The following is a 9,003-nucleotide window of genomic DNA, read 5'->3' on the forward strand; positions in this document are numbered from 1 at the left end:
AACTCCAGTTTTTATAAATGACAAAAAGAATAAAATCTAAGCATAAAGTTGATAGAAGGTTAGGGGCTAACATTTGGGGCAGACCAAAAAGTCCATTTAATTCTAGAGCTTATGGCCCGGGTCAACATGGACAAAGATCTTCAGCAAAACCGTCAGATTACAAAGTTCAGTTACAAGCAAAACAAAAATTAAAAAATTATTATGGAAATTTAAATGAAAGACAGTTTAGAAATTTATATAGAGAAGCAGATCGTAGAAGAGGAAATACTGGAGAGAATTTAGTAGGTCTTTTAGAAAGTAGATTGGATGCAGTGATTTATAGAGCAAAATTTGCAACAACTGTTTTTCAAGCTAGACAGCTAATTAATCACGGACACGTAAAAGTTAACGGTAAAAGAGTAAATATTTCAAGTTTCAAGTTAAACGACAAAGATGAAGTAGAGATTAAAGAATCTTCTAAACAACTTGCTTATGTATTAGCATCAACGCAATTAAAGGAGCGCGATGTTCCTGAATATATTGTTGCTGATCATAAAAAAATGACAGCTAAATTAGCAAGAGTTCCAAAGTTTGATGAAATTCCATACCCAGCGATAATGGAACCAAATTTGGTAGTTGAATATTATTCTAGATAATTACTTTTTAAAATTAATGCCTTTGTCTTCAAAAAGTTTTTGAAGTTCTTTTTTTTCAAACATTTCTCTTACAATATCGCAACCTCCAACAAATTCTTCATTAACATAAAGTTGAGGAATTGTAGGCCAATTACTATATTCTTTAATTCCATTTCTAATTTCTTCGTCATCCAAAACATTAATACCGGTAAATTGTACTTCTAAATGTTTTAAAACATTTGCAACAGCCATTGAAAAACCACACTGAGGCATATCGGGGGTGCCTTTCATGAATAATACGACTTTATTATTTTTAATTATTTCATCTAATTGTTTATTAATTTCTGACATTATTTTTCCTCTGTTGTTAAGGCTAGCGCATGAAGCTCAGCACCCATTTTACCTTTTAAAGCTTTATAAACCATCTGATGCTGTTGTACACGGTTTTTACCTTTAAATTGCGATGATTTAATTTTTGCAGAGAAATGATTATCATCACCTGCGAGATCTTGAATTTCAATGTCTGCATCAGGAAAACCTTCTTTTAACAATTTTTCAATTTCTTCTTGTTTTATTGCCATGAGATTAATTGTTATATTTATAAAACCAATCTTTATTTAGTTTAGATAATTCTTGTAAATCAAATTTCAAGTCATCATCTATGTTAATTTTTTCTGATGTTTTGCCAATATTTTCAAAGTAAACATTTAAATCTACAAGTTTTTTTTCAAAGCTATTTTTTTTTTGATCATCAACCTCAACAATATATCTAGACTGATCCTCACCAAATAAAAATTTAACTCTATCCAATGATTTTTTATTCGTATTTAATTTAAAACCAATTTGAGAAGCTATACTCATTTCTAATAAACATAAAATTAGACCACCTGATGATATGTCATGACATGACTCAATTGAATTTTCATTTATTAGTGATCTGATTGCTTCACCATTTTTTAATTCATCACTTAAATCAATAGATGGCGGAGGACCTTTTTTTAAATGTAAAAGGTCATAACAGAGTATACTTTGTTCTAGGTGACCAATTGTTTCACCAATAATATAAATATTATTATTTTTATTTTTAAATCTTGAACTTTTTACTTTTGAAATATCTTTAATTAAACCTACACCACCAATTGTTGGAGTTGGATTAATGCCAACACCATTAGTTTCATTATAAAGAGAAACATTTCCAGATATCACTGGATAGTTTAATTTCTTACAAGCTTCCGTCATACCTTTGATGACACCAACAAATTGACCCATGATTTCTGGTTTTTCAGGATTACCGAAATTTAAGCAGTTGGTAATCGCAATAGGTTCAGCACCTACAGCACATAAATTTCTATACGTTTCACATACTGCTTGCATTCCTCCAGTATAAGGATGGGAATTGCAATATCTTGGCGTGCAATCGACAGAGGCTGCAATTGCCTTTTTATTATTGCCATGAACCCTAATAACCGCAGCATCACCACCTGGAAATTGAGCGGTATCGCACATAACCATATGATCATATTGTTCCCACACCCATGATTTATCGGCTTGGTTTGGATGGGATAATAAATTTTTAATTGTTTGTTCCAAATTGATATTATCTAGTTTTTTTTCAAGATCGCTATGTTCTGGTTTTTTAATTTCAATCCATTCTCTTTCATATTTTGGAGCTTCATCTGCTAATGCAGAAATTGGAATGTCGCAAACAGTTTTATTGTCATATTTTAAAGTGAGGTTTTTTGAGTCAGTCAAAATTCCGATTACAGAAAAATCTAAGTCCCATTTTTTAAAAATCTTTTCAGCTTCTTTTTCTTTTCCAGTTTTAAGAACGATAAGCATTCTTTCTTGGCTTTCAGATAGCATCATCTCATAAGGAGTCATACCTGTTTCGCGGCATGGAACTTTGTTAAGATCTAATTCAATTCCAATATTTCCTTTTGAAGCCATTTCTACCGAAGAAGAAGTTAAACCTGCAGCCCCCATATCTTGAATAGACACAATCGTATCTGTTTGCATTAATTCAAGACATGCCTCTAACAATAATTTTTCAGCAAAAGGATCCCCAACCTGAACTGTAGGTTTTTTTGACTCTGAGTCCGAGTCAAATTCCTGAGATGCCATAGATGCACCATGAATTCCATCTCTTCCAGTTTTTGAGCCTACATAAATTACCGGATTACCAACTCCACTTGCAATCGAATAAAAAACCTTATCTTTTTTTGCTAAACCAATATTCATTGCATTAACCAAGATATTTCCATCGTAACAGCTATCAAATTCTACTTCTCCACCAACAGTTGGAACTCCGATACAATTTCCATATCCTGCAATTCCTGCAACCACACCATTTAAAAGATGTTTAGTTTTTGGGTGATCAGGTGAGCCAAAACGAATTGCATTTAAATTAGCAATTGGTCTTGCACCCATAGTAAAGACATCTCTCAAAATTCCACCAACACCAGTAGCCGCACCTTGATAAGGTTCAATAAATGATGGATGGTTGTGACTTTCAATTTTAAATATAGCAACATCACCATCATCAATATCAATTACACCTGCATTCTCACCTGGTCCTTGAATTACCCTGTTATTTTTGGTTGGCAAGGTACCTAACCACACCTTTGAAGATTTATAAGAACAGTGCTCATTCCACATTGCTGAAAAAATTCCAAGTTCAGTAAAGTTTGGATTTCTTCCTATTAAAACTTTTATTTTTTCATATTCTTCCGGTGTTAAACCATGCTGAACAGCTAAATCTAAATTTACTTCTGTCATTAATTTAATAATGATTGAAAAATACCTGAACCATTTGTTCCACCTAAAATATTTTCAACACATCGTTCAGGGTGGGGCATCATTCCAATTACATTTTTATTTTTATTAATAATTCCGGCTATGTTTAAACAAGAACCATTTGGATTGCTTTCATCGTTAATATTTAAATTTTCATCACAATATTTAAGTACAATTTGCTCATTATTTTGTAATTCATTTAATGTTTTTTCATCAGCAAAATAGTTTCCTTCATTATGAGCAATTGGAATTTTTATTTTTTCATTTTTTTTATATTTTGACGTGAATGGTGTTGAGTTATTTTCAATTAAAAGATTTACATATTTGCAGATAAATTTTAGCTTTTTATTTCTTAACAAAGCTCCAGGTAACAAACCAGTTTCTGTTAAAATTTGAAAACCATTGCAAATTCCAATTAAATAACCACCTTTATCCGCATGCTTAATAACTTCGTTCATTATGTTTGATTTAGAAGCCATACTTCCGCACCTCAAATAATCTCCATATGAAAAACCGCCAGGCAAAACAACTAAATCGGATTTTGGCATTTCATTTTCCTGATGCCAAACCATTGTAGTTTGTATTCGAAATTTTTCTAATGCAACTTTTACATCTCTGTCACAGTTTGATCCTGGAAAAACTATGACATTAGCCTTCATTAAATCTTATTAAATTTAAAGTTTTCTATAGTTTGATTTGCAAGTAATTTTTCACATGAAGACTTAACTAAGTCTGATGCTTTATTTTCATCAGTTTCACTCACTTCTAGTGTAAAATATTTTCCTTGGCGAATATTTTTGACAGCACTGAGCCCAATATCACCAAGTGCGTTTTCAACCGCTTTACCTTGAGGATCTAATACTTCTTTTTTAAGTGTTACGAATACTTCGAACTTCAATTTATTTTTTTTTAAGTTTAATAGTTTTAGATATTCCTGATTTTATTTCCATAATATTGCTGCCTTCTGGCATGATTCCTAACCTTTTTGCAACTTCAGTGTAGGCTTCAACTAAGCCGCCAAGACCTTTTCTAAAACGATCTTTATCTAATTTTTTTTCATCTTTTGTATCCCACAATCTGCAAGTGTCAGGACTTATTTCATCAGCAAGAATAACTCGACTTTCATCAGTATTCCAAACTCGTCCAAACTCAAGTTTAAAATCAACCAGTTTGATACCTACGCCTCTAAATAAACCGATCAAAAAATCATTAATTCTAAATGCGGTCTCTGAAGCTTGAGCTATTTCTAAAGTAGATGCCCATCCATTTACTTCAATATGTTCTTCAGTAACAAGCGGGTCATCTAAGTCATCATTTTTATAATAATATTCTATAATCGGTCTTTTAAGCATTGTTCCTTCAGCTATTCCCAATCTCGTAGATAAAGATCCAGCTGCAATATTTCTTACAACAAACTCAATTGGTAGAATTTCACAATTTTTAATTAATTGTTCTCTCATATTTAATCTTTTGATTAAATGTGTTTCAATACCAATATCGTTTAACTGACTTAATAAAAATTCAGAAATTCTGTTATTAAGAACTCCTTTTCCTTCTATAACCGCTTTTTTTTTATTATTAAACGCTGTAGCATCGTCTTTAAAATACTGAACTAGAGTATTTCTTTCAGGACCTTCGTATAAAATTTTTGCTTTACCTTCGTATATTTTTTTTCTTCTCATTATTTTAAAACTCTTCCTAGTATATGATTAATATACCTTTTATGGTAATTAACATCAAATAACCGTTTGAGTTCTTTTGCGGTTAAGTTTTTTTGAATTAGTTTATCTTTTTTCAAATTATTATAAAAATCTTCATTTTTATCCCAAGTTTTCATTGCATTTTTTTGAACAACTTTATAGGCATCCTCACGCTTAACTCCTTTTTGAGTTAGTTTTAACATAACTCCTTGAGAAAAAATTAAACCTTTAAATTTGTTTAAATTGCTTTCCATTGTTTTTGGATGAACAACTAAATTTGCAACTACATTATTTAATCTAATGAGTAAAAAATCTAGAGTAACAGTGGCATCAGGTCCAATATTCCTTTCAACGCTCGAGTGAGAAATATCTCTTTCATGCCACAAAACTATATTTTCCATTCCAGGAATTGAATAACTCCTTACCAATCTTGCTAAACCAGTAATATTTTCAGACAATACTGGATTTCTTTTATGTGGCATAGCAGATGAACCTTTTTGTCCTGATGAAAAATACTCCTCAGCTTCCAAGACCTCAGTCTTTTGTAAATGCCTAACCTCAGTCGCTAATCTTTCTGCTGAACTAGCAATTAATGCAAGAGTATTAAAAAAGTGAGCGTGCCTATCTCTTGGAATTATTTGTGTGGAGATTGGCTCTGGTTTTAAGCCAAGTTTTTTTGCAACAAACTTTTCAATATTAGGCCCTATGTGAGCAAATGTTCCAACAGCTCCAGAGATTGCACATGTTGAAATTTCCTCAATTGCTTGCTCTAATCTCTTTTTATTTCTTTTGAATTCTGCGTAATAAGTAGCAAGCTTTAAGCCAAATGTTACCGGCTCTGCATGAATTCCATGACTTCTGCCAATAGTAATAGTATTTTTGTATTTTATTGATTTTGTTTTTAAAGTTTTTAAAAGTTTATCAATATCTTGATTAAGTATTTTTCCAGCTTGCTTTAGTTGCAAATTAAAACAAGTATCTAAAACGTCAGATGATGTCATTCCTTGATGGAGGTATTTTGCTTCTGGACCAACTTTTTCTGCAATAGATGTTAAAAAAGCAATAACATCGTGTTTTGTTTTCTTTTCAATATCATCAATTCTTTTAATATTAATTTTTGATTTCTTTCTTACTTTTGCCGCTACCCCTTTCGGTATAATTTTATATTTTTCCATTGCTTGAGCAGCAAATATTTCAATATCTAACCAAATTTTAAATTTATTCATCGGCTCCCAAATTTGAGCCACTTCTTTTCTTGAATATCGTGGAATCATTAAGCTATTGTATTATGAAAGGGTAAAAATTTCATACCCATTATTTGTTATACCCACAGTGTGTTCGAATTGTGCTGATAGAGACTTATCTTTTGTTACTGCGGTCCACCCATCATTTAAGAGTTTAGTTTCATATTTTCCAGCATTTATCATTGGTTCAATTGTAAAAACCATTCCCTCTTCTAATTTTGGACCTGTCCCCCTTTTTCCGTAATGAAGAATGTTTGGCTCTTCATGAAAATTCCTGCCAACTCCATGGCCACAAAAATCTCTAACAATAGAATAACCTTTTTTCTCAACAAAATTTTGAATTTCATAACCAATATCGCCTAAATGAACTCCAGGCTTAAGAACTTTAATAGATTCGTCCAAAGCTTTTTTTGTAGTTTCAACTAAGTTCTTTGCTTTAACCGATACTTTTCCAACACAAAATGTTCTTGATGTATCGCCATGAAAACCATCAACAAAAGAAGTAACATCAACATTAATTATATCGCCTTCTTTTAAAATTTTTTCAGAAGGTATTCCGTGACAAACAACATGGTTAACAGATGTACAAATAGATTTAGGAAAACCTCTGTAAAAAAGAGGTGCTGATACAGCATTATATTTTTTTAAAAAATTAACACACCAATCATCGATCTCTTGAGTTTTAATACCTGGTTTAATTTTGTCTGAAACAAAATCTAAACATTGAGAGGAAATTCTCCCAGCGTTTCTAAGTTTCTTAAATTCATCTGGATAGTATTTATTAAATTTAGACATTAAATTACGACCTTTATCTTTTTGTTGACTGATATTTCTTTCTCATTTACATTGCAAGAGTAGGCAATAATTTTTACACCATTTTTTTTTGCTTTTTTAATTTCGTTAAAATAACCGGGGTCGATATCCTCTGCAATTTTCATAAGTTTTATATCTTCTCTTTGTATTAAAAAAAGTAAATAACTTTCATAACCTTTTTTGATTGCCTCTTGAAGATGAACGAGATGTTTTTTTCCTCTAGCTGTAACAGAATCTGGAAATTCAGAGATATTTTTTTTCCTACTTAAAGTAACATTTTTTACCTCTAGAAATAGTTTTTTATTTTTATTATTTAATAAAAAATCAAACCTTGTTTCTTTTGTAAACTTTGCCTCTCTTTTTAAAAGGTTGTAGTTTTTAATTTCTTTAATTTTTTTATTAATCAAAGACTCTTCTACAATACGGTTTGCCCTGTGAGTGTTAACACCTACATTGCTTTTTTTGTCATTAATAATTTCTAATGTAAATTTTAATTTTCTATTTTTGTTATCACTTTTCGAAATCCATACATTATTACCGCTATCTAACAAACCTAGCATTGAACCAGAATTTGGGCAATGAGCTGTTATTTTTTTTTTATTAAAATTAATATCAACAAAAAATCTTTTATATCTTTTTATAAATTTACCATGTAGAAGTTTAGGACTTATTTTCATATGAATTTACAAAAAGAGTTTACAGCAGCAATTGTTATTATTGGCAATGAAATCTTATCTGGAAGGACTGTTGACAAAAATACATCTTTTTTATCCTCATGGTTAAATGATAAGGGGATTAGCGTTGAAGAAGTAAGGATAATACCCGATAAAGAAAAGGTAATAATTGACACTGTTGATCATTTAAGAAGAACATTTGGATATGTTTTTACCACTGGTGGAATTGGCCCTACCCATGATGATATTACCTCTGAATCTATATCAAAAATGTTTTCTCAAAAATATCAATACCATCAAGAAGCTTATAAAATCTTAGAAAAATATTATGAAAATCAAGATTTTAATGAAGGTAGAAAAAAAATGGCAAAGATGCCAGAAAAAGCCAAGTTAATTCAAAATCCAAAAACATTTGCTGCAGGTTTTTATGTTGAAAATGTTTTTGTATTACCTGGTGTACCATCAATTTTACAGGCTATGGTAGTAAATTTAGATAAATTAATCTTATCTGGCAGTAAAATTTTATCTGCATCAATAGATACTTCTTTACGTGAAAGTTCCATAGCTCAAGAATTGGAAGAAATTCAAAAAAAATATAAAGATGTAGATGTTGGGAGTTACCCTTATTTTAAAGAAAAACCAGGAACAGTGTTGGTTATGAGATCAACAAATAAAGAAAGCATAGATTTGTGCGAAAAAGAAATTAGATTGCTGGTTAAAGAAAATATTATAAATTCTTGATGTTGGAAGAACTAAAGCAAGCATTAAAACTTCATAAAGAACAAAATTTTACTCAAGCTGAAAAAGTATACCTAGGTATTTTGCAAAAAGACCAGCAAAATTTTGAAACCTTACAACTTCTTGGCACCTTGTATCTTCAAACTGGTAAATTTGATGATTCTGAGGTTTTTTTAACAAAAGCTTTAAAAATTAATTCAAACAATCCAAATGTATTAAACAACCTGGGAATTTTATTTAAAAATAAAAAAGATTTTAAAAAATCAGAAATTTTTTTTAAAAAAAATATTAAAATTAATAATTTTTTAGATAGCAAAATTAATTTGGGAAATGTTTATATTCTATCTGAAAAGTTTGAAAATGCGTTAAATCTATTTTTGGTTTTGAGGCTTGTACATTACCATGTAAAATTTCTAATGATTTAGGT

At 30.4% G+C, this 9,003-nt stretch carries 12 protein-coding genes; 3 read left to right on the forward strand and 9 right to left on the reverse strand.

Annotated elements, in window-relative coordinates:
- Nucleotides 1-17: 17 nt before the first annotated feature.
- Nucleotides 18-635 carry a 30S ribosomal protein S4 gene (gene rpsD / locus ACTTAT_RS02290; RefSeq protein WP_440679449.1) on the forward strand — a complete coding sequence of 206 codons (618 nt, stop codon included), beginning with the start codon at nt 18-20 and terminating at the stop codon, nt 633-635.
- Here rpsD and grxD read toward each other — a convergent pair whose 3' ends face one another.
- The 9 genes from grxD to sfsA are packed head-to-tail and all read right to left on the reverse strand — an operon-like array spanning nt 636 to nt 7,841.
- The gene (gene grxD, locus ACTTAT_RS02295) at nt 636-965 is read right to left on the reverse strand and encodes a Grx4 family monothiol glutaredoxin (RefSeq protein WP_009360073.1); all 330 of its coding nucleotides are present in this window, start codon (nt 963-965) and stop codon (nt 636-638) included.
- A complete protein-coding gene (locus ACTTAT_RS02300) occupies nt 965-1,195 on the reverse strand; it encodes a BolA/IbaG family iron-sulfur metabolism protein (RefSeq protein WP_440679450.1) in 231 nt (76 codons plus the stop codon). The genes grxD and ACTTAT_RS02300 overlap by 1 nt, the downstream gene beginning before the upstream one ends.
- A gap of 4 nt (nt 1,196-1,199) precedes the next feature.
- On the reverse strand, nt 1,200-3,389 hold the full coding sequence (gene purL, locus ACTTAT_RS02305) for a phosphoribosylformylglycinamidine synthase subunit PurL (protein WP_440679451.1): 2,190 nt from the start codon (nt 3,387-3,389) through the stop codon (nt 1,200-1,202).
- Nucleotides 3,389-4,066, reverse strand: coding sequence for a phosphoribosylformylglycinamidine synthase subunit PurQ (purQ, locus tag ACTTAT_RS02310; RefSeq protein WP_440679452.1), 678 nt, complete (start codon nt 4,064-4,066; stop codon nt 3,389-3,391). Before purQ ends, purL begins: the two co-directional genes overlap by 1 nt.
- Nucleotides 4,066-4,305, reverse strand: a complete 240-nt coding sequence (purS, locus tag ACTTAT_RS02315; RefSeq protein ID WP_440679453.1) for a phosphoribosylformylglycinamidine synthase subunit PurS — start codon at nt 4,303-4,305, stop codon at nt 4,066-4,068. The genes purQ and purS overlap by 1 nt, the downstream gene beginning before the upstream one ends.
- A gap of 1 nt (nt 4,306) precedes the next feature.
- Nucleotides 4,307-5,089, reverse strand: a complete 783-nt coding sequence (gene purC / locus ACTTAT_RS02320; RefSeq protein ID WP_440679454.1) for a phosphoribosylaminoimidazolesuccinocarboxamide synthase — start codon at nt 5,087-5,089, stop codon at nt 4,307-4,309.
- Nucleotides 5,089-6,381 carry an adenylosuccinate lyase gene (purB, locus tag ACTTAT_RS02325; RefSeq protein ID WP_440679455.1) on the reverse strand — a complete coding sequence of 431 codons (1,293 nt, stop codon included), beginning with the start codon at nt 6,379-6,381 and terminating at the stop codon, nt 5,089-5,091. The genes purC and purB overlap by 1 nt, the downstream gene beginning before the upstream one ends.
- A gap of 12 nt (nt 6,382-6,393) precedes the next feature.
- Nucleotides 6,394-7,146, reverse strand: coding sequence for a type I methionyl aminopeptidase (gene map, locus ACTTAT_RS02330; RefSeq protein WP_440679456.1), 753 nt, complete (start codon nt 7,144-7,146; stop codon nt 6,394-6,396).
- A complete protein-coding gene (gene sfsA / locus ACTTAT_RS02335; protein ID WP_440679457.1) occupies nt 7,146-7,841 on the reverse strand; it encodes a DNA/RNA nuclease SfsA in 696 nt (231 codons plus the stop codon). Before sfsA ends, map begins: the two co-directional genes overlap by 1 nt.
- On the opposite strand from sfsA, the gene ACTTAT_RS02340 reads away from it, so the two are divergent.
- Complete coding sequence (locus ACTTAT_RS02340) at nt 7,842-8,579, forward strand: competence/damage-inducible protein A (protein ID WP_440679458.1); 738 nt, start codon at nt 7,842-7,844, stop codon at nt 8,577-8,579.
- Nucleotides 8,579-9,001: a tetratricopeptide repeat protein gene (locus ACTTAT_RS02345; protein ID WP_440679460.1), complete on the forward strand. Its 423-nt coding sequence runs from the start codon at nt 8,579-8,581 to the stop codon at nt 8,999-9,001. Before ACTTAT_RS02340 ends, ACTTAT_RS02345 begins: the two co-directional genes overlap by 1 nt.
- Nucleotides 9,002-9,003 lie beyond the last annotated feature (2 nt).

The sequence above is a fragment of the Candidatus Pelagibacter sp. HIMB1517 genome (assembly GCF_052047895.1).
Classification (GTDB): domain Bacteria; phylum Pseudomonadota; class Alphaproteobacteria; order Pelagibacterales; family Pelagibacteraceae; genus HIMB114.

What these genes read in the sequence shown, in the direction of transcription:
- rpsD (WP_440679449.1), top strand. Translation starts at nt 18, where the DNA reads ATGACAAAAAGAATAAAATCTAAGCATAAAGTTGATAGAAGGTTAGGG.
- grxD (WP_009360073.1), bottom strand. Translation starts at nt 965, where the DNA reads ATGTCAGAAATTAATAAACAATTAGATGAAATAATTAAAAATAATAAA.
- ACTTAT_RS02300 (WP_440679450.1), bottom strand. Translation starts at nt 1,195, where the DNA reads ATGGCAATAAAACAAGAAGAAATTGAAAAATTGTTAAAAGAAGGTTTT.
- purL (WP_440679451.1), bottom strand. Translation starts at nt 3,389, where the DNA reads ATGACAGAAGTAAATTTAGATTTAGCTGTTCAGCATGGTTTAACACCG.
- purQ (WP_440679452.1), bottom strand. Translation starts at nt 4,066, where the DNA reads ATGAAGGCTAATGTCATAGTTTTTCCAGGATCAAACTGTGACAGAGAT.
- purC (WP_440679454.1), bottom strand. Translation starts at nt 5,089, where the DNA reads ATGAGAAGAAAAAAAATATACGAAGGTAAAGCAAAAATTTTATACGAA.
- purB (WP_440679455.1), bottom strand. Translation starts at nt 6,381, where the DNA reads ATGATTCCACGATATTCAAGAAAAGAAGTGGCTCAAATTTGGGAGCCG.
- map (WP_440679456.1), bottom strand. Translation starts at nt 7,146, where the DNA reads ATGTCTAAATTTAATAAATACTATCCAGATGAATTTAAGAAACTTAGA.
- sfsA (WP_440679457.1), bottom strand. Translation starts at nt 7,841, where the DNA reads ATGAAAATAAGTCCTAAACTTCTACATGGTAAATTTATAAAAAGATAT.
- ACTTAT_RS02340 (WP_440679458.1), top strand. Translation starts at nt 7,842, where the DNA reads ATGAATTTACAAAAAGAGTTTACAGCAGCAATTGTTATTATTGGCAAT.
- ACTTAT_RS02345 (WP_440679460.1), top strand. Translation starts at nt 8,579, where the DNA reads ATGTTGGAAGAACTAAAGCAAGCATTAAAACTTCATAAAGAACAAAAT.